The organism is Catenuloplanes niger (assembly GCF_031458255.1).
Classification (GTDB): domain Bacteria; phylum Actinomycetota; class Actinomycetes; order Mycobacteriales; family Micromonosporaceae; genus Catenuloplanes; species Catenuloplanes niger.
The window spans coordinates 1,761,346-1,780,940 of the sequence record NZ_JAVDYC010000001.1; the positions used below are offsets into that span (position 1 = coordinate 1,761,346).

Consider the following 19,595-nt stretch of genomic DNA (forward strand, 5'->3'; position numbering starts at 1 on the left):
AGCCCTTCTCGGGAGTGATCTAGGCCGTTAGCACCCGGTTTGCACCGCTTACCCGGGAGCGGCGAGCCACCGGGGTGTCGGTTCTCTCCATGTAGAGTTGTCGGGTTCCGACAAATTGGGACCGTGTCCAGTGGCGGGTCCAACGGTTCCATACCGCCCGGTAACGACGAAGCTTGGTGACGGGGCCGATCGAGGGCCCCGCCACGTTGTGTACGCACTTTGGGAGGCTCGGTCGGTGTTCAACCGCATCGCCATCGTCAACCGCGGAGAGGCCGCCATGCGGCTCATCCACGCCGTCCGCGAACTGAACGCCGAGACGGGAACATCGCCGATCGAGACGATCGCCCTCTACACGGACGGTGAGCGTGGCGCCACGTTCGTCCGGGAGGCCGACCGGTCCTACAACCTCGGGCCCGCCTCCGCCCGGCCGTACCTGGACCACGCGGTGCTGGAGCGCGCGCTCGTCGCGACCGGCGCGGACGCGGCCTGGGTGGGCTGGGGCTTCGTCGCCGAGGACCCGGCGTTCGCCGAGCTGTGCGAGAAGATCGGCGTCACGTTCATCGGCCCGAGCGCGGACGCGATGCGCAAGCTCGGTGACAAGATCGGCTCCAAGCTGATCGCCGAGGAGGTCGGCGTCCCGGTCGCGCCGTGGAGCCGCGGCGCGGTGGAGACCCTGGAGGCGGCGAAGGCGGCCGCGGCCGAGATCGGCTACCCGCTGATGCTGAAGGCGACCGCCGGTGGTGGCGGGCGCGGCATCCGCGTGGTGCGCAGCGACGACGAGCTCGACGAGGCCTACGAGCGGACCAGCCTGGAGGCCGCGCGCGCGTTCGGCAGCGGCATCGTGTTCCTGGAGCGCCTGGTCACCGGCGCCCGGCACGTCGAGGTGCAGGTCATCGCGGACGGTCAGGGCAGTGCGTGGGCGCTCGGCGTGCGTGACTGCTCCGTGCAGCGCCGCAACCAGAAGGTGATCGAGGAGTCCGCCTCCCCGGTGCTGGAGCGCGCGCAGGCCCGCGAGCTGAAGGAGGCGGCCGAGCGGCTGGCGCTCGCGGTCGACTACAAGGGTGCGGGCACGGTGGAGTTCCTCTACCACCCGGGCGAGAAGCTGTTCGCGTTCCTCGAGGTGAACACGCGTCTTCAGGTGGAGCACCCGATCACCGAGGTGACCACCGACTTCGACCTGGTCAAGGCGCAGATCCACGTGGCGTCCGGCGGCCGGTTGGGCGAGCTGATGCCGGCCGAGGGCGGGCACGCGGTCGAGGCCCGGCTGAACGCGGAGGACCCGGACCGCGACTTCGCGCCGTCGCCGGGCCGGATCGTGCGGCTGGCGCTGCCGAGCGGGCCCGGCATCCGGGTGGACACCGGTGTCAGCGAGGGCGACGTCATCCCGGCCGACTTCGACTCCATGATCGCGAAGATCATCGCGTACGGGCGTACCCGGGACGAGGCCCTCGGCCGACTGCGGCGCGCCGTGTCCGAGACGATGGTGATCATCGAGGGCGGCGCCACCAACAAGAGCTTCATCCTGGACCTGCTGGACCAGCCCGAGGTGATCGACGGCAGCGCCGACACCGGCTGGATCGACCGGGTCCGCGCGGAGGGCCGGCTGGTCTCCACGCAGCACTCCGGCATCGCGCTGGCCGCGGCCGCGATCGAGGCGTACGAGGACGAGGCGCGGGTCGAGCGGCAGCGGCTGCTCTCCACCGCGCACGGCGGCCGCCCGCAGGTGCAGCACAAGAGCGGCCGGCCGATCGACCTGAAGCTGCGCGGCGCGACGTACCGGGTGACGGTGGCGCAGACCGGGCCGCGCCGGTTCCGGGTCGGCATCGGCGAGGAGGCCGTGCTCGACGCGGAGCTGGACCGCTTCGACGAGCACACCGGCCGGATACTGGTCAACGGTGAGCGCTTCCGGCTGGTCACGGCCACGCACGGCCCGACGCACCTGGTCGAGGTGGACGGCGTCACGCACCGGGTCAGCCGCGACGAGGGCGGCGTGCTCCGCTCCCCCGCGCCCGCGCTGGTCGTCGCCACGCCGCTCGCGGTCGGCGACGAGGTCGAGGCCGGCGCCCCGGTGCTGGTGCTGGAGAGCATGAAGATGGAGACGGTGCTGCGCGCGCCGTTCAAGGCCAAGCTGCGCGAGTGCCTGGTCACGGTGGGCAGCCAGGTGGAGACCGGTGCGCCGCTGCTGCGCCTGGAGCCGGTCGGCGACGCCGCCGCGGCCGAGGCGGTCTCCGAGGCCGTCGACCTCGACCTGCCCGCGTCGCAGGACGGGCTGTCCGCCGAGGAGCGCGTGGCCCGCGGCATCGCGGAGCTGCGCAGCCTGCTGCTCGGCTACGACGTGGACCCGCTGGACGAGAAGCGGGCGCTGGCGTCCTACCTCACGGCACGGGCCGAGCTGAGCCACCGGCCGCTGGAGGAGGAGGTCGGGCTGCTGCAGGTCTTCGCGGACCTGTCCGAGCTCAGCCGCAACCGGCCGGCCGGCGAGGAGCACGCGGCCGACACCCGGGTGCACAGCTCCCGGGAGTACTTCCACGCGTACCTGCAGTCGCTGGACGTGGACCGGGCCGGGCTGTCCGACACGTTCCGCGGCCGGCTCGCGCGGGTGCTCGCGCACTACGGCGTCACGGACTTCGCGCGTACGCCGGAGCTGGAGGAGGCGGTCTTCCGGATCTTCCTGGCCCAGCAGCGCGCGTCCGCGGACGTCTCCGTCATCGTCACGTTCCTGCAGCGCTGGCTGACCGAGCCGCTGCCCGGCGACGAGCTGCGCGAGCTGGTCAGCGGCGCGCTGGAGCACCTGATCGCGGCCACCCAGCTGCGCTTCCCGGTGATCGGCGACCTGGCCCGGTCGATCGTGTTCCGCTGGGCCGCCCAGCCGATGCTGCGCCGCCGGCGCGCGGAGGTGTACGCGGCGGTCCGCAACCACCTGCGCTTCCTGGACCAGAACCCGGACGCGCCGGACCGCGGCGAGCGGATCGCGTCGATGGTCTCCTCGTCGGAGCCGCTGGTCCGGATCCTCGGGCAGCGGATCGGCCGGCCCGGCGTGGATCACGGACCGATGCTGGAGGTGCTCAGCCGCCGCTACTACGGCAACCGGGGCGCCTCGGACACCCGTACCGTCGAGGTCTCCGGCGTCTGTTTCTTCACGGCCGGCTATCAGCGCGGTGACGAGCGGTTCCGGCTCGTCGCGACCGCGTCGGACTTCGGCTCGCTGCCGTCCGTGCTGGCCGCCGCGACCGGGCTGGTCTCCGCGGACTCGGTCGTGGACGTGTACCTGACCTGGAACGGGCAGCCGACGCCGGACGAGATGGCGGCCGCGCTCGGCTCCGTGCTCGGGTCGTCCGGGCTGCTGGATGCCGTGCAGCGGGTGACGTTCTCGGTGGCCGGCATCAGCGGCGGCGCGATGCACCACCACTTCACGTTCCGGCCGGGCCTCGGCGAGGAGCGCGTGATCCGCGGGCTGCACCCGCTGATCGCGGAGCGGCTCCAGGTGCCGCGCTGGCGGAACTTCGACCTGACCCGGCTGCCCACCGCGGACGAGGACGTCTACCTGTTCCGCTGCGTGGCGCCGGAGAACCCGGCCGACGAGCGGCTGGCCGCGATGGCGCAGATCCGCGACCTGACGCCGCTGCGCGACGCGGACGGCCGGATCGTGGCGCTGCCCGCGGTCGAGGGCGCGCTGGACGCCTGCCTGGACGCGATCCGCAAGGTGCAGTCGCAGCGTCCGGTCAAGAAGCGGTTCGACACCAACCGGATCACGCTGTACGTGTGGCCGCAGGTCGAGCTGTCGATGGAGGAGCTGAACGCGGTCGCGCAGCGGGTCCTGCCGGTCACGGCCGGCGCGGGCCTGGAGGAGGTGCAGTTCATCGGCCGGCAGCGCGACGCCGCCACCGGTGAGCTGGTCGAGATCGCGGTCAACCTGGGCTTCGAGGCCGGCATGAACGTGTCGTTCACGGCGCCGTCCACGGACCCGATCGAGCCGCTGGACGACTACCGCTCCAAGGTGATCTCGGCGCGCCGGCGGGGGACGACGTACCCGTACGAGCTGACCACGCTGCTGGGCTCGTTCCAGGAGTACGACCTGTCCGACTCCGGCGCGCTGGAGCCGGTCGACCGGCCGCGCGGGCAGAACCGGGCCGGCATCGTGACCGGTGTGGTGAGCACGCCCACGGAGCGGTACCCCGAGGGCGTGCGGCGCGTGGTGCTGCTCGGCGACCCGACCAAGGCGCTGGGCGCGCTGGCCGAGGCGGAGTGCGCGCGGGTGATCGCGGCGCTCGACCTGGCCACCGCCATGAACGTCCCGGTCGAGTGGTACGCGCTGTCCGCGGGCGCGCGGATCTCGATGACGTCCGGCACCGAGAACATGGACTGGGTCGCGGCCGCACTCAAGCGGATCGTGGAGTTCACCCAGGCCGGCGGCGAGATCAACATCGTGGTCGCGGGCATCACGGTCGGCGCGCAGCCGTACTGGAACGCCGAGGCCACGATGCTGATGCACACGCGCGGCGTGCTGATCATGACGCCGGACTCCGCGATGGTGCTGACCGGCAAGCAGTCGCTGGACTTCTCCGGCGGCGTGTCGGCCGAGGACAACTTCGGCATCGGCGGGTACGACCGGGTGATGGGGCCGAACGGGCAGGCGCAGTACTGGGCGCCGGACCTGGCCGCGGCGCGGGACCTGCTGATGACGTACTACGACCACTCGTACGTGCTGCCGGGTGAGTCCCGGCCGCGCCGGGCGGTGACGTCGGACCCGGTCTCCCGCGACATCTCGGACTTCCCGCACTCGGCGCCGGACAGCGACTTCACCACGGTCGGTGACATCTTCTCGCCGGTGAAGAACCCGGACCGGAAGAAGCCGTTCGACATCCGTACGGTGATGCGCGCGGTCTCCGACCAGGATCACGTGGTGCTGGAGCGCTGGGCCGGCATGGCCGACGCGGAGACCGCGGTGGTGCAGGACGTGCACCTGGGCGGCATCCCGGTCACGCTGCTCGGCATCGAGTCACGCTCGGTGCCGCGCCGGGGCTTCCCGCCCACCGACGGCCCGGACACGTACACGGCCGGCACGCTCTTCCCGCGCTCCGCGGCGAAGGCGGCCCGGGCGATCAACGCGGCGAGTGGCAACCGCCCGCTGGTCGTGCTGGCGAACCTCTCCGGTTTCGACGGCTCCCCCGAGTCGATGCGGCGCCTCCAGCTGGAGTACGGCGCGGAGATCGGCCGGGCGATCGTCAACTTCCGGGGCCCGATCGTGTTCTGCGTGATCTCGCGCTACCACGGCGGCGCGTTCGTGGTCTTCTCCAAGGCGCTCAACCCGAACATGACGGCGCTGGCCGTCGAGGGCTCGTTCGCCTCGGTGCTCGGTGGCGCCCCGGCCGCGGCCGTGGTGTTCGCGGGCGACGTCAACGCGCGGACCGCGAAGGACCCGCGGGTGACGTCCCTGGAGGCCCGGATCGCCACCGAGTCCGGCGCCGCCCGGGCCGCCCTGGTCGCGGAGCTGGCCGAGACCCGCTCCGCCGTGCGCGCCGAGAAGCTGGGTGAGGTGGCCGCCGAGTTCGACGGCATCCACAGCATCAAGCGCGCGGTCGAGGTCGGCTCGGTCGACGCCATCATCAAGGCCGCCGAGCTGCGCCCGCAGATCATCGCCGCGATCGAGCGGGGCCTCGGCGCCTGATCCGCCGACGTGGGGGCCGGCCGGGTGGCCGGCCCCCTACTCGTTCAGGTGGGCCTGCTCGCCGTCGTGGTCGAGGATGGTGAGGATCTCGCACGGACCACCGCGGGCGCCGACCGCGTGCGGGACCATGGTGGGGAATTCGGCGGCCTGACCGGCCTCGACGAAGACGGTGCGGTCACCGAGCCGGAGCACCGCGGTGCCGGACAGCACCGTGAACCAGTCGCGGCCCGGGTGGACGCCCAACCGGTCGATTGACCGCTCCGGCTCGATGCGCATCTTCGCGACCGTGCGGCCGTGCGCGGAGTCGGCGCGGGAGAGCAGCCAGGTGGTGATGCCCTGCCCCTGGTGGCGGGTGGGCCGGATGACCACGTCGGTGTCGTCGGCCGGCTCGACCAGCTGGTCGAGCGTGGTGCCGAGCGCGCGGGCGAGCAGGACCAGCTGGTCCAGGGCGATGCGGCGGTGCCCGGTCTCGATCCGGCTGAGCGTGGACGGGCTGAGGTGACAGCGGGCGGCGAGCGCGTCCAGCGACCAGCCCTTCGCCACCCGCAGCCCACGGATGCGTTGCCGGACCAGATCGTCGAGCCCCTCTTCTTGCGTCATAGGCAAGACCTTATGCCAGTCACGCACCACTCGCCTACCGTGGGGGAATGAGCGAACACCACGGACACGGGCACGGGCACGACCACCACGACGACGAGCACCTGGCCGAATTGCTGGAGCTGGACGGGGCGGTCCTCACCGCGTACCACGACGAGGTCCTGTCCTGGGTCGCGGAGCGGGCGCCGGAGCCCGTCGGCCGGATCGTCGACCTCGGCGCCGGCACCGGCGTCGGCACGCTCGCGCTGGCCGCCCGCTTCCCCACGGCCGGCGTCGTCGCGGTCGACCAGTCGCCGCGCATGCTGGAGCGAATCCGCACGGCCGCGGCGCACCGCGGGCTCGGCGACCGCGTCGAGACGCTGGCGGCCGACCTGGCACACGGCTGGCCACCCGTCGACCGGCCCGGCATCGTCTGGGCCGCGCTCTCGCTGCACCACGTCCCCGACCCGCCGGCGCTGCTGCGCCAGGCCGGCGAGCACCTGCGCCGCGGCGGCCTGCTGGTCATCTCGGAGATGCCCGACCAGCCGTACTTCACGGACGGCGAGCCCTGGGAGGCCCGGCTGCACGAGGCGCTGGCCACCCGCCGGCTCGGCTTCGACCCGCACCCCGACTGGACCGGCACGCTCACCACGCTCGGCTTCACCGCCACCCGCCGGGACTTCCCGATCGAGGTGGCGGAGCCGGCCGACCTGGTCCGCCGCTACTTCCTGACCTTCCTGCGTCGCATGCGCGGCGCCCTCGCCGACCAGCTCACCCCGGCCGACCTGCACACCGTCGACCACCTCCTGGCATCCAACGGCGCCACCGGCCCCACCCCGGTCGTCCGCACCAGCCGCACCGTCTGGATCGCCTCCACACCGTCCTGAACCCCGAGCCGGTGAGGGTGGCCCTACCGCGCATGCGGTGGGCAGCACCAGTGACCCGGGGGGTGGATGACGGGCAGGGTCGGGGGCATGGGAAAACGGATGGTCGTCGCGGTGCTGTGTGGCGCGTTGCTGACCGGGCTGGCGCCGGCCGCGCCGGTGAGTGCGGGCCGGGAGCGGGGCGCGCTCGTCTCCGTGACGCCGGTCGTGGGGCTGGGCGCCGGGGAGGCCGCCGCGTACCTGGGGCGGTACGGGCTGGACGCGTCGCGGGTGCGCTTCGGGGTGGACGCGACGCGGATCGTGTACCGGACCGTCGATCCGGCCGGGGTGCCGACCACGGCGAGCGCGCTCGTCGCGGTGCCGCGCGCGGACGACCGGAGGCCGCGGCAGGTCGCCTGGCTGCACGGCACCACCGCATACCGGGGGTCGGTCGCGTCGGTCAGTGACGGCGGTGACCGGGCGGCCGCGGTGCTGTTCGCGTCGGCCGGCTACCTGACCACGGCGCCGGACTACCTCGGGCTCGGCACGGGACCGGGCACGCATCCGTACGCGCATCCGCCGTCGATCGTCACCGCCTCGGCCGACGCGCTGCGGGCGGCCCGGCTGCTGGCCGCCCGGGCCGGGCTCCGGCCCGATCCCCGGGTGCTGGTCACCGGCCACTCGCAGGGCGGGCAGGCCGCGATGGCGCTCGGCGAGGCGCTGCAACGCCGATCCGCGCTCGGTGCGCTCGCGCCGATCGCCGGGCCGATGCGGCCGAGCACGCTGATCGCCGACGCGCTGGACGGCCGGATCGCCAACGGCGTCGCCTACCTCGCGTACTGGACGGTGGCCTGGAACCGGCTCTACCACCTCTACGACGCGCCGGAGCAGGCGTTCCGCGACCCGTCCGTCGAGGCGCTCTTCGACGGTGAGCACCGCAACGAGGACATCTTCCCCCGGCTGCCGGCGACCGTGGCGGAGCTGTTCACCGCGGACTACCTGGCTCGGCTGCGCGCCCCGGCCGGCGTGCTGCGGGACGCGCTGGCCGCCGCGGACCGGCACTGCGACTGGCGTCCGCGCGTGCCGGTGCGGCTCTACGCCGCGAGCGGCGACCGCGACGTGCCGATCGCCGCTTCCCACTACTGCCGGGACCGGCTCCGCGCGCCCGCCACCGTGATCGACCTCGGCCCGGACGTCGACCACGGTCGCGCGGTCGAGCTCGCCCTCCCCCGCGTCCTGGCCGACTTCGACGCGTAGCCGTCCGGCGGCCGGGGCGCCGTGCGGGCGGTGCCGGTATCGGATCGGGTGGGGCGCCGGCGCGCCACCCCGGTCAGCGTTCCCGGACCGCGTCGAGGGCGAGCAGCGCGACGTGCAGGGACAGGCAGGTGTCGACGGACCCGAGGTCGCAGTCGAGGACGCGGGCGATGCGGGCCAGGCGTTCGTAGAAGGCCGGCCGGGACAGGTGCGCGGCCGTGGCCGCGGCCGACTTGTTGCGGCCGTGGTCGAGGTAGGCGCGCAGCGTGTCCAGCAGCTGGTCGCGCGGGTGTCTCGCGTCGTGGGCCAGCAGCGGGCCGAGTTCCCGCTCGACGAAGGTCTGCAGGCGGGGCTCGTCACGCAGCAGGTGAAGCAGGCCGGCCAGGCCGACGTCCGGCATGCGGTAGACCGGCACGTCCCGGCGGTCGTGGCGGGCCGCGTCGGCCACCTGCCGGGCCTCGACCAGGGAACGGCGGGCCTCGCGGAGCGTGGCGGCACCGGTGCCGGCGGCGATGATGACCGGGGCGGCGTCGGTGCCGCGGGCGCGGTGCAGGGCGGCGGCGAGGACCAGCAGGGCGCGGTCCTCGCCGGCCGGGGACCGCAGCGCCAGCAGGGCGCCGACCGTGGTGTCGTCGACGGCGCTGGTCAGGCCCTCGATCGTGGCGTCGCGCAGCGCGGCGCTGACGGCCTCGGCCAGGTCACGGAGGCGGGTCGGGCCGTCGTCGGCGAGGTCGGGCGGGTCGCCCGCGCCGGCCGCCTCCCGCCAGCCGGAGGAGTCGCCGCGGAACCGGATCACCACGCCGACCAGGTGCCGCCGCTCCAGCGGCACGCCCAGCGCGCGGGCCCGGACCGCCACCTCGTCGACCGGGCGGGTGTGGTCCAGCAGCGCGGTCAGCAGCGTGCGGTGGATCTGCCGTTCCAGGCCCTCCGCGTCGCGGCGGATCAGGCGGCCCAGCGCCAGCGTGGACGCGGCGCGTTCCAGCAGGATGGTGAGGCGGGACGGCGGCTCGGCCGGGCCGGGCCAGCGCAGCAGCAGGCGACCCCAGTCCTGGCCGCGGGCGCCGACCGTGGTGACCAGCCAGCCGGCCGTGTAGAACGTGCGCGACGGGAGCTGCAGCCGGCGGGAGTGCTGCTCCCAGTCGTCCAGCAGCAGTTCCGGGCGCTCGCCGGCGGTGTCGTAGGCGAGCACCTGACGGGACAGGTTCTCCAGGACCACCGGGGCGCCAGCTAGCAGCGCGGCCTGGTGCACCACCTCGGCGGGTTCGGCACCGTCCACGGACAGCTCGGTGAAGCGCTGGTGGATCTCCTCGGTCGCACGCAGCTCGGTGAGCTGCGCGTCGACGATCAGCGCGTGCACGGCCTCGGTGATCCGGACGAACCGGACGGTGCGCCGGAGCTCGACCAGCGGCAGGTCACGGGACTGCGCCTCGGCGACCATGGCGCGCGGCAGCGAGGACGCGAAGCGGCCCCGGCCCAGTTCGATGACCAGGCCGGCGGCGCCGACGTCGGCGAGCGCGGCGACGAACGCGCGCAACGCGTCGTCGGACGGGGGCAGGCCGATGCCGGTGCTGAGCACGAGTTCGCCGCCGCGCAGCAACGTGGCGATGTCGGGCACCTCGGCCACGTGCACCCAGCGGACCGGCCGGTCGAGCGCACCGGAACCGGCCAGCACGCGCGGGAGGCCGTGGCGGACCGGGTCCAGGGCCAGGATCTCGCTCACGGTGGGGAACACGGGACGAGGCTATCCCGCTAGAGTCGGCCGCTGAACCAGTGAAAGGCGGGGCTACGGATGGCCAGGGTGCTGATAACCGGCTCGTCGACCGGGATCGGGCAGGCGGCGGCGATCACGTTGACCGGGCAGGGCCACCAGGTGGTGCTGCACGCGCGCAACGAGCGGCGGGCGGAGGAGGCGCTGGCGGCCGTGCCCGGCGCCGACGGGGTGGTCGTCGGCGACCTGGCCTCGCTCGCGGAGGTGCACGAGCTGGCGGCGCAGGCGGAGAAGGCCGGGCCGTTCGACACGGTCGTGCTGAACGCGGGCATCGGCCGGCTGCACGATCCGGAGCGGTTGCTGACGGTGGACGGCAACGAGATCACGTTCCAGGTGAACACGCTCTCGGCGTACCTGCTGACCGTGCTTCTCCCCCGCCCGAAGCGGTTGATCTTCACGTCGTCCGCGCTGGCCGGCTCCGGCGTGCTGGACCTCGACGATCCGAACTACGACCACCGTCCGTACCACGGGCGGGAGGCGTACGGTTCCACGAAGCTGCACCTGGTGCTGCTCGCGCTCGGCTTCGGCCGCCGCTGGCCGGAGGTGGACAGCCTGGCGTTCGACCCGAACTTCGTCGCGACGCAGATGACGGTCCGCAACGGTGACGTCGCCCCGCTCGACAGCGCGCACGCGGGCGAGCGCCTGGCCCGGCTCGCGGCCCCGCGGCCCGGCGCGCCGCTGCCGCCGAACTCCTACGACTCCGAGCGGGCCTGGCGCCCGGGCCGGCAGGAGAACGACCCGGCGAACCAGGACGGCCTGCTCGCGCTCTGCGCCCGGCTGACCGGCGTCGCCGTCCCGTAGGCACGACCACCCTCCCTCGCGCCGCGACAAGCCGTGATCGCGCCGCGAGGGAGGAAACCGGACGCCGGATTCGCTCAGGTCGGGCCGTCGCGCGCCGATCGGCGGGGCGTGCGCAGTGGGGTGCGGGTACGGCCGACCGGGGTGGAGCGCTCGTTCGGAGTGGACGAGATCATCGTGACCAAGACCGATCCACAGGGCCGGATCACGTACGCCAACGACGTGTTCCTGCGGGTGTCAGCGCTGGCCGAGGAGGACGCGCTCGGGCAGCCGCACAACCTGATCCGGCACCCGGACATGCCGGCCGCGGTCTTCAAGCTGCTCTGGGACACGATCAAGAGCGGGCAGGAGATCTTCGCGTACGTGCTCAACCTCGCGGCCGACGGCGCGCACTACTGGGTGTTCGCGCACGTCACCCCGTCGCTGGACGACGCGGGGCGGTGCGTCGGCTACCACTCCAACCGGCGGCTGCCGGACCGCACCGCCGTGGGTGAGCTGTCCGCGCTGTACGAGCGGTTGCGCGCCGAGGAGCGCCGGCACCCGCACACGCCGGACGCGCTGGCCGCGTCCACCGCGCTGCTGGAGTCGGAGCTGGCGTCGCGCGGCCTGACGTATCCCGAGTTGGTGTGGGACGTGACGAACCGGACGACGGCGTGACCGGGCCGGAGCGCGCCGCGCTGCTGGCGATCACCGAGGTGTGCCGGCGCGCCGCCCTCGGCGACCTGGAGGCGCGGGTGCCCGCGCTCGGCACCGACCCGGAGATCGTCGCGGCGCGCACCGAGCTGAACCGGCTGCTCGACGTGGCGGACGCGTACGTGCGCGAGTCCGGCGCGTCGCTCTCCGCCGCCGCCGAGGGCCGCTTCTACCGCCGGTTCCTGTACCGCGGGCTGCACGGCGCGTTCCGCAACGGCGCCCGGCTGATCAGCAACGCGAGCGCGGCCATGCACGACTCCGCGGACCGGCTCGCGGACGCCGCCCGGGAACGGCTCGCACTCGCGGACGAACTGGAGTCGGCCGTGCTCAGCGTCTGCGAGCAGATCTCGTCCGTGGCCGCCACCATGGGATCGGCCGCGACCGGCCTGTCCGCCTCCGCCGGGCAGGCCGTCGCGAACGCGGAGAGCGGCCTGTCCACGGTGAGCTCGCTGCGCACCGCCTCCGACCAGATCCGCGGCGCGGTCAATCTGATCAACAAGGTGGCGTCGCAGACCCGGCTGCTCGCGTTGAACGCCACCATCGAGGCGGCGCGTGCCGGGGAGGCCGGCAAGGGTTTCAGCGTGGTCGCCGGTGAGGTCAAGAACCTGGCGAACGAGACGAGCGGCTCCAGCGACGAGATCCTGGCGCAGGTCACCACGGTGCAGACCGCCACCGCGGGCGCCATCGACGTGCTGGAGACGGTGACCGAGAGCATCCGGGAGATGGGCGGCCTGGCGACCGGCATCGCGGGCCGGGTGGACGGCAGCGACCACTCGCCGACCGGCGAGGACGGCCTCACCCAGCTCGCGGAGCGGCTGCGCGGCGAGGTACGGCGCTTCGTCGGCACGATCCGGGCGAGCTGAACCGGCCGACACGATCTGGTAACCCGCCTGATCTTCCCTGGTCGCGTCGCGCGTGGCAGGATTGGATCCAATCTTGCAGGCATCGGATGCCGAACGAGACGTAAGTGATCCAAGACGAGGGAGGCCCGCACGGTGCTCAAGCGCGAGGACAACGAACGCGTCACCCGGAGCGGGCCCGGCACCCCGCTCGGCAAGCTGCTGCGGGCCTACTGGCAGCCCGCAGCCCTGGTCTCCGAGATGACGCCGGACCGCCAGGTCAAGCCGGTCCGCCTGCTCGGTGAGGACCTCGTCCTGTTCCGGAAGCCGGACGGCGGGTGGGCGCTGGTCGGCCGGTTCTGCGCGCACCGCGGTGTCGACCTGGCGTTCGCCCGGCACGAGGAGGGCGGCCTGCGCTGCCTCTACCACGGCTGGCTCTACGGCGCGGACGGCCGGTGCAAGGAGCAGCCGGCCGAGCCCGCGCACAGCCGCTTCGCCGAGCGGATCCGCATCCCGGCGTACCCGTGCGTGGAGAAGAACGGCATCGTCTTCGCCTACCTCGGCGAGGGCGACCCGCCGCCGTTCCCGTGGTACGACGCGTTCCAGGCGCCGGACGAGTACACGTTCGCGTTCAAGGGCCTGTGGGAGTGCAACTGGCTGCAGGGCCTGGAGGGCGGCATCGACCCGAGCCACGTCAGCTTCCTGCACCGCTTCATCGACGAGGACCCGCGCGAGGTCTACGGCCAGCAGTTCAGCGAGATCGTCGAGGGCACCGGCCAGAAACTGTCGAAGCTGGTCGGCGACTCGTACCGGCCGGACATCGAGGTCGAGGAGGCCGAGCACGGCCTGCGGGTCTACGCGCTGCGGCAACTCACCGAGGACATCAAGCACGTGCGGATCACGAACCTGGTGTTCCCGAACGCGTTCGTGGTGCCGTTCGGCACCAGCAAGGTCTTCATCCAGTGGCACGTGCCGATCGACGACCACAACCACTACTGGTACATGATCTGGTACGACTTCGCGGAGCGCACCGACCGGGAGACGCTGTTGCAGCAGCGCCTCGGCGAGGTCTCGCTGCCCGACTACCGGCCGCTGCGGAACCGGGCCAACAACTGGGGGTACGACCCGGCCGAGCAGCGCGACCTCACGTACACCGGCATGGGTCTGGACATCAACGTCCACGACCAGTGGGCGGTGGAGAGCATGGGCGCGATCCAGGACCGCACCACCGAACGACTCGGCGTCTCCGACCGCGCGGTCACCGCGAACCGCCGCATGCTGCTGCGCGCGATCGACGCGTTCGAGCAGGGCGGCACGGTGCCGGGCCGCCCGGCCGGTGACGCGGACGCGGCCCGGCTGACCGGCCCGCTCGCGGTCGACACGATCGCACCGAACGACGGCTGGGAGGAGACCTGGCGGCAGCGCGAGGCCGAGCGCCGCGCGGCGTCCCCGTGGGCGTCCCCGCGGAAGGACCACGCCGATGCCTAGCGTCGACGCGCGCCCGGTCGCGGAGGGCGGTGGCGGCTGGGACGCGCGCCCGATGCTGGCCGCGGACCGCGGCGGCTTCGTCGACCGGCACGACCTGTGGACGCAGGCGCAGTACGCGGCCGCCGGCCAGCTCCGCCGGGTGATCGACGAACTGGGCCTGGAGCTGGTCCGGTTCTCGTTCGCGGACCAGCACGGCGTGCTGCACGGCAAGACGCTGACCCGCGCGGCCGTCCCCGGCGCACTCCGCTCCGGCCTCACCGCACCCAGCTCGCTGCTGCTCAAGGACTCGTCCGGCCGGTCCGCGTTCCCGGTCTTCACGCCGGACGCGCCATCGGGCTTCGCCGGCGCCGGTGACGTGGTGCTGGTCCCGGACCCGACCACGTTCCGGGTGCTGCCGTGGGCCGACCGGACCGGCTGGGTCCTCTGCGACCTGCGCTTCCCGGACGGCTCGCCGGTCCCGTTCTGCACCCGCTCGATGCTCCGGAACCAGATCGACGACCTCAGCACCAGCGGGTACGACATGACGGTCGGCGTCGAGTTGGAGTTCCACGTCTACCGCGCCGAGGAGGCGGCCCTCGCCGCCGACCGCGTCGGCGGGCCGGGCACACCCGGCCGGCCGCCACGGGTCGGGCCGGTCAGCGGCGGCGCACAACTGCTGCACGAGGAGGGCCTGGACCGCGTCGACGACGTCGTCCAGCTGCTGCAACGCGGCCTGACCACGCTGGACCTGCCGCTGCGCTCGATCGAGCTGGAGTTCGGCCCTAGCCAGCTGGAGATCACCATGCAGGCCGGGAGCGCGCGGGACGCGGCCGACCAGGTGGTGCTGGCGCGCAGCGCGATCCGGCAGATCTGCCGCCGCGCCGGGTACCACGCCACGTTCATGTCCCGCCCGGCCGGTGCCGCGACCGCGTCCACCGGCTGGCACCTGCACCAGTCGCTGCGGGAACGCGCGACCGGGCGGGCCGCGTTCGACCCCGGGCCGGACGAGACGCTGATGTCCAGCACGGCCCGGCACTGGCTGGGCGGGCTGCTGGCGCACGCGCCGGCCGCGGCCGCGTTCAGCACGCCGACCGTGAACGGCTACAAGCGTTACCTGCCGTTCTCGCTGGCCCCGGACCGGGTGGTGTGGGGCGCGGACAACAAGGGCGCGATGGTACGCGTGGTGGGCGGCGGCACGGACACGGGCGCGCGGCTGGAGAACCGGTCCGGCGAACCCGCGGCGAACCCGTACCTCTACATCGCGTCGCAGATCGTCAGCGGTCTGGACGGGCTGCGGCACGCGATCGACCCGGGCCCGCCGACCGAGAACCCGTACGCCGCGGACGCGGTCCGGCTGCCGCAGTCACTCGGTGCCGCGGTGGACGCGCTGACCGCGGATCCGGTCTTCGCGGACGCGTTCGGCGCCCGGACGATCGACTGGTACGCCACGCTCAAGCGTGACGAGTTCGCCCGCTACCTGGCGCACGTCTCCGACTGGGAGCAGCGCGAATACCTCGACCTGTTCTGAGAGGAGACCTCGCCACATGCGCGAACTCGAACCCTTCCTGATCGACGGCGAGTGGATCGCTCCGGGCACCCGGCAGACGTTCCCGGTGCTCGACCCGAGCACCGGCGAGGTACTCACCCGCGTCGCCCAGGCCACCGACGACGACGTGCACGCGGCCGTGACGGCGGCGGCGACCGCGCACGCGGACCGCCGCTGGTCCGGGCTGCCGCCGATCGAACGCACCCGGGTGCTGAGCCGGATCGCGGACCTGATCGAGGAGAACCTGGAGGAGCTGGCCGTCCTGGAGACCCGGGACAACGGCAAGCCGATCGAACGCTCCCGGGCCGACACCGCGTTCGCCGCCAACGACTTCCGGCACTTCGCGGGCGCGCCCGGCCGGCTCACCGGCACGGTCGTCCCGATCGACGGCGGCGCGCACCACGTCTACACCGTGCGCGAACCGGTCGGCGTGGCCGCGCTGATCCTGCCGTGGAACTTCCCGATCATGACGGCCGCGCACAAACTGGCCCCGGCGCTCGCGGCCGGCTGCACGGTCGTGGTCAAACCGGCCGAACAGACACCGCTGACCATGCTCCGGCTGGCCGCGCTCTGCGCGGCGGCGGGCCTGCCCGCGGGCGTACTGAACGTGCTGACCGGCGACGGCCGCACCGGCGCCGCGCTGGTCGCACACCCGGGCGTGGCGAAGGTGTCGTTCACCGGCTCGACCGAGGTCGGCCGGCGGGTGATGGTCTCGGCCGCGGCCACCACCAAGCGGCTCACGCTCGAACTGGGCGGCAAGAGCCCGAACATCGTCTTCGCGGACGCGGACCTGGACGCCGCCACCGCCACCGCGATGCGCGCGTCGTTCGGCCACTCCGGCCAGATGTGCACGGCCGGCAGCCGGCTGCTGGTGCAGCGCTCGATCCTGAGCGAGATGGTCGGCCGGCTGACCGCCGCGACCCGGAAGGTGCCGGTCGGCAACGGGCTCGACGGCGGGATCTCGGTCGGGCCGCTGGTCTCCGAGGAACAGCGGCAGATCGTGCTCTCCTACATCGAGAAGGGACGCGCCGAGGGCGCCACCGTGGCAGCCGGCGGCGGCGTGCCGGACCGGCCCGGCTACTTCGTCGAGCCGACGCTGTTCACCGGCGTCACCAACGACATGACGATCGCGCGCGAGGAGATCTTCGGGCCGGTCGCGGGCGTCATCGCGTTCGAGGACGAGGAGGAGGCGCTCGCGATCGCCAACGACACGTCCTACGGCCTCGCGGCCGGTGTCTGGACGCGGGACCTGTCCCGCGCGCACCGGATGGCGGCCCGGCTGCACGCCGGCACGGTGTGGGTGAACACCTACAACGTCTTCGACCCGGCGCTGTCGTTCGGCGGCGTCGGCGACTCCGGCGTCGGCCGCGACCTCGGCGACGAGGCCCTCCACGCGTTCACCGAGTCCAAGGGCGTCGTGGTCAAGCTGTAGTCCTGGTCGTCGCTTCGCTCCTCCGCCCTGATTTCCTGGTCGTCGCTCCGCTCCTCCGGCTCGGCGCCACTCCCGGCGAAGACAGACGAGCTCCAGACGAAGAGCGTGTCCGGGGCTCGCCCGCCTTCTCTGGTCGCCCGCGCCTCGGGGAGTGGTGCTACGGGACGGTGAGGTGGGGGTGGTGGGCCCGGGGCTGCGGAGTCGCGGGTCGCGGGTCGCGGGTCGCGGAGTTGCGGAGTCGCGCGCTTGGCGGGTTGCGGGGTGGGGTGGGTGGTGGGGCCACGTGGGGATGAGGTCTGGGTGGCCGTGGCGGGGTGGTGTTCACGCGTACCCTCCGGGGATTTTGATCTTGATTGGATCCAATATGAGAGTTTTGACATCCAGGAATGTGCCGTGACGCGGTTCGATCCGGTCGCGCTGCGGGCGGCGACGCCGGGGATGCGGCACGCGCGGCACTTCAACGCGGCCGGGTCGGCACTGCCGAGCGCGGCCGTGCTGGAGACCGTGGTCGCGCATCTGCGGCTCGAGGCGACGATCGGTGGCTACGAGGCAGCGGAGGTCGCGCGGGAACGGCACGAGGAGGTGTACGCGCTCGCGGCCCGGCTGGTCGGCGGCACGGCGGACGACATCGCGCTGACCGAGAGCGCAACCGTGGCCTGGCACGCCGCGATGGACGCGATCCCGTTCGGGCCGGGCGACCGGATCCTGGCGTCCGCGTCGAGCTACGTCAGCTCCGCGATCCACCTGTTCCGGCTGCGCGAGACGCACGGCGTGATCATCGAGGTGCTCCCCTGCGCGCCGGACGGCACGGTCGACCTGGAGGCGCTGGACAAGGCGCTGCGGACGCCGGCCCGGCTGGTCACGATCGCGCACGTGCCGACGTCGTCCGGGCTGGTCGAGCCGGTGGCGGAGGTGGCGGCGCTGGCGAACGCGGCCGGCGTGCCGCTGCTGCTGGACGCGGTGCAGTCGCTCGGGCAACTGCCGGTGGACCTGGCCGCGCTCGGCGTGGACCTCGCGGTCGGCACCGGGCGGAAGTTCCTGCGCGGCCCGCGCGGCACCGGGCTGCTCTACGCGTCGCCGCGCATCCGTGAACTGCTGCGCCCGGCCCGCCCGGACGTCCGTGGCGCGGTCTGGAGCAGCGCGGACGGCTACGAGGTGAAGGACGGCGCGCGCCGGTTCGAGACCTGGGAGACCGCGCACGCGCTGCGGCTCGGCTTCGGGACCGCGCTGCGCGAGGCGCTGGACCTGGGCGTGGACGCGATCCACGCCTACACGTCCGGCCTCGCCGACTGCCTGAAGGACGCGCTGCGCACGGTGCGGGGCGTGACGCCGGTGGATCCGGACGCGGCCGGCGGCGCGATCGTGACCTTCGTGGTGGACGGGGAGAAACCCGCGGACACGGTACGCCGGCTGCGCGCCGCCGGCATCCACGTGACCTCGGTGCCGGACCACCACGGTCAGTGGGATCTCGGGCGGCGCGGCCTGGAGTCGGTCGTGCGCGCGTCCGTGCACGTCTACAACGACGAGTCCGACGTCTCGGCCCTGACGGCGGCATTGGGGAGACAGATGTCCGGTCCGGCCTTCATCCCGTCGGGTGCCCGCGCGGACGTGATCGTGGTGGGCGCGGGCGTGCACGGCAGCGCGGCCACCTGGAACCTCGCCCGGCGGGGCGCCTCGGTGGTGCAGCTGGACCAGTTCGCGGACGGGCACGCGCAGGGGTCGTCGCACGGGCACATCCGGATGATCCGGCGCGCCTACCCGAACCCGGTCTGGGACGGCCTGGTCGACCGGGCCTATCTCGCCTGGTCGGAGCTGTCCGACGCGGCCGGCGAGACGCTGCTGACCACGACCGGCGGGCTCTACGCGCGGCCGGCCGCGGACGGTTCACCCGGGCTGCGCGGGCCCGGCTGCGAGACGGTGGACGCGGCACGGGCCGCGGAGATCTTCCCGGGGCTGCGGCTCGGCGACGAGTTCACCGCGGTGTACGACCCGGCGGCCGGCGTGCTGGACGCGGCCGCCACCATGCGGTCGCTGCGGTCACTGGCGGTCGCGGCGGGCGCCGACCGGCGTACCGGCGTGCGCGTTCTGGGCTGGGAGACGGACGGCGACGGCGTCGCGGTGCGCACCCCGGACGGCGTGCTGCGCGCGGAACGGCTGGTCATCGCGGCCGGGCCGTGGACCGGCGCGCTGGTGCCGGCGCTGCGGGACCTGCTGCGCGTGGTCCGGATCGTCAACATCCACGTCGGCGCCTCGGACGTCTCCGCGGTGTCCGCCCCCGTGCTCGGCCCGTTCTCCGTCGAGGTGCCCGGCGTGGGGCTGCTCTACGGGCTGCCCGCGTTCGGCGGCGCGGCGCTCAAGATCGGGCTGGACCACGGCCCGGACGACGACCCGGACCGCCCGCAGACGCCGGTGACCGCGGCGGAGGCCGCGGAGCTGCTGGTCCATGCCCGCCGTTTCCTGCCCGCGGCCGACGGCGACGTGGTCGACTCGGTGTCATGCCGCTACACGATGGCGCCGCGGAACCGGTTCGCCGTGGGTGCGCTGCCGTCGTCGCCGGGGGTGTTCGTGGCGGCCGCCTGTTCCGGGCACGGGTTCAAGTTCGGCCCGGTGATCGGTGCGGCGCTGGCCGACCTGGCCCTCGGCGGGCAACGCCCGGACCTGGACTTCCTGGCACCGGGCGCGCTCGGGTGA

At 73.6% G+C, this 19,595-nt stretch carries 12 protein-coding genes; 10 read left to right on the plus strand and 2 right to left on the minus strand.

Translation table 11 applies throughout. From position 1 onward, the window contains the following. The first annotated feature begins 235 nt into the window (after positions 1 to 235). On the plus strand, positions 236 to 5,668 hold the full coding sequence (locus J2S44_RS07645) for an ATP-binding protein (protein WP_310410203.1): 5,433 nt from the start codon (positions 236 to 238) through the stop codon (positions 5,666 to 5,668). A gap of 36 nt (positions 5,669 to 5,704) precedes the next feature. On the opposite strand, the gene J2S44_RS07650 is transcribed toward J2S44_RS07645, so the two are convergent. Next, the gene (locus tag J2S44_RS07650; protein ID WP_310410205.1) at positions 5,705 to 6,268 is read right to left on the minus strand and encodes a helix-turn-helix domain-containing protein; all 564 of its coding nucleotides are present in this window, start codon (positions 6,266 to 6,268) and stop codon (positions 5,705 to 5,707) included. A gap of 47 nt (positions 6,269 to 6,315) precedes the next feature. Here J2S44_RS07650 and J2S44_RS07655 point away from each other — a divergent pair, with 47 nt between their 5' ends. Together J2S44_RS07655 and J2S44_RS07660 are read left to right on the plus strand one after the other, a co-directional pair. Beyond that, the gene (locus tag J2S44_RS07655; protein ID WP_310410206.1) at positions 6,316 to 7,131 is read left to right on the plus strand and encodes a class I SAM-dependent methyltransferase; all 816 of its coding nucleotides are present in this window, start codon (positions 6,316 to 6,318) and stop codon (positions 7,129 to 7,131) included. An 87-nt stretch (positions 7,132 to 7,218) separates the two neighbouring features. Continuing rightward, positions 7,219 to 8,364 carry a lipase family protein gene (locus J2S44_RS07660; protein ID WP_310410208.1) on the plus strand — a complete coding sequence of 382 codons (1,146 nt, stop codon included), beginning with the start codon at positions 7,219 to 7,221 and terminating at the stop codon, positions 8,362 to 8,364. Positions 8,365 to 8,437: 73 nt separating this feature from the next. On the opposite strand, the gene J2S44_RS07665 is transcribed toward J2S44_RS07660, so the two are convergent. Beyond that, complete coding sequence (locus tag J2S44_RS07665; RefSeq protein ID WP_310410210.1) at positions 8,438 to 10,093, minus strand: PucR family transcriptional regulator; 1,656 nt, start codon at positions 10,091 to 10,093, stop codon at positions 8,438 to 8,440. 57 nt (positions 10,094 to 10,150) lie between these two features. Between J2S44_RS07665 and J2S44_RS07670 the strand changes: the two genes are divergently transcribed. From J2S44_RS07670 to solA, 7 genes are all read left to right on the plus strand, one after another. Continuing rightward, on the plus strand, positions 10,151 to 10,930 hold the full coding sequence (locus J2S44_RS07670) for an SDR family NAD(P)-dependent oxidoreductase (RefSeq protein WP_310410212.1): 780 nt from the start codon (positions 10,151 to 10,153) through the stop codon (positions 10,928 to 10,930). Between the two features lie 108 nt (positions 10,931 to 11,038). Beyond that, positions 11,039 to 11,584, plus strand: coding sequence for a PAS domain-containing protein (locus J2S44_RS07675; RefSeq protein WP_310410214.1), 546 nt, complete (start codon positions 11,039 to 11,041; stop codon positions 11,582 to 11,584). Beyond that, positions 11,554 to 12,483 (plus strand): methyl-accepting chemotaxis protein, encoded by a 930-nt coding sequence (locus tag J2S44_RS07680; protein ID WP_310410216.1) that lies wholly within the window; start codon positions 11,554 to 11,556, stop codon positions 12,481 to 12,483. Before J2S44_RS07675 ends, J2S44_RS07680 begins: the two co-directional genes overlap by 31 nt. A 132-nt stretch (positions 12,484 to 12,615) precedes the next feature. After that, entirely contained in the window at positions 12,616 to 13,947 is a 1,332-nt protein-coding gene (locus tag J2S44_RS07685; RefSeq protein WP_310410218.1) for a Rieske 2Fe-2S domain-containing protein, read from the plus strand. Next, the gene (locus tag J2S44_RS07690) at positions 13,940 to 15,454 is read left to right on the plus strand and encodes a glutamine synthetase family protein (protein ID WP_310410220.1); all 1,515 of its coding nucleotides are present in this window, start codon (positions 13,940 to 13,942) and stop codon (positions 15,452 to 15,454) included. The genes J2S44_RS07685 and J2S44_RS07690 overlap by 8 nt, the downstream gene beginning before the upstream one ends. A 16-nt stretch (positions 15,455 to 15,470) precedes the next feature. Next, complete coding sequence (locus J2S44_RS07695) at positions 15,471 to 16,904, plus strand: aldehyde dehydrogenase family protein (RefSeq protein ID WP_310410222.1); 1,434 nt, start codon at positions 15,471 to 15,473, stop codon at positions 16,902 to 16,904. A gap of 393 nt (positions 16,905 to 17,297) precedes the next feature. Continuing rightward, positions 17,298 to 19,595 carry an N-methyl-L-tryptophan oxidase gene (gene solA, locus J2S44_RS07700; protein WP_310410224.1) on the plus strand — a complete coding sequence of 766 codons (2,298 nt, stop codon included), beginning with the start codon at positions 17,298 to 17,300 and terminating at the stop codon, positions 19,593 to 19,595.

Bases quoted from the DNA above. Each gene is read 5' to 3' on its own strand.
- J2S44_RS07695 (WP_310410222.1), top strand. From the start codon at position 15,471: ATGCGCGAACTCGAACCCTTCCTGATCGACGGCGAGTGGATCGCTCCG.
- J2S44_RS07690 (WP_310410220.1), top strand. From the start codon at position 13,940: ATGCCTAGCGTCGACGCGCGCCCGGTCGCGGAGGGCGGTGGCGGCTGG.
- J2S44_RS07650 (WP_310410205.1), bottom strand. From the start codon at position 6,268: ATGACGCAAGAAGAGGGGCTCGACGATCTGGTCCGGCAACGCATCCGT.
- J2S44_RS07655 (WP_310410206.1), top strand. From the start codon at position 6,316: ATGAGCGAACACCACGGACACGGGCACGGGCACGACCACCACGACGAC.
- J2S44_RS07660 (WP_310410208.1), top strand. From the start codon at position 7,219: ATGGGAAAACGGATGGTCGTCGCGGTGCTGTGTGGCGCGTTGCTGACC.
- J2S44_RS07670 (WP_310410212.1), top strand. From the start codon at position 10,151: ATGGCCAGGGTGCTGATAACCGGCTCGTCGACCGGGATCGGGCAGGCG.